The sequence below is a fragment of the Stenotrophomonas sp. 05L413 genome (assembly GCF_056397945.1).
This window is the reverse complement of record NZ_JBFTOL010000028.1, coordinates 1-374: the sequence shown is the minus strand read 5'-3', so window position 1 is coordinate 374 and position 374 is coordinate 1. Positions and strand designations below refer to the sequence as shown.

Annotated in this window: 1 protein-coding gene; it reads right to left on the bottom strand. The window is 57.8% G+C overall.

The genetic code is table 11. The features are described 5' to 3' along the window. Nucleotides 1-101: 101 nt before the first annotated feature. Nucleotides 102-374: DUF47 domain-containing protein (locus AC1DIQ_RS19010; protein WP_478050606.1), on the bottom strand; the 273-nt coding region annotated here is incomplete at its 5' end.

The window sequence follows — 374 nt, the reverse complement described above, 5'->3', positions numbered from 1 at the left end:
CATCGTGGAAGCCGTTCATGAAGTCGAACAGCAACGCGAGCACGACCAGCAGGCCGATCACCCACAAGCTCATTTGAATGGTTTGCATGCGAGTGCGCGCCTCAGGCGTTTTCCAGGACGATGCCTTCGATGATGTTGGCCACGTCCTCGCACTTGTCGGTAATGGTCTCCAACTGCTCGTAAATCGCCTTCAACTTGATCAGGCGCTTCACGTCGGTCTCTTCCCGGAACAGCTTCGACATGGCCGAGCGCATCACGCGGTCTGCCTCGGACTCGAGCTGGTCGATCTGCTGTGCGGTCTTCAGGATCGTGCTGGCATTACCCATGTCTTCGAGCAGCCCCACGGCAATCTTCACCTGATCGCAGCACTGCAC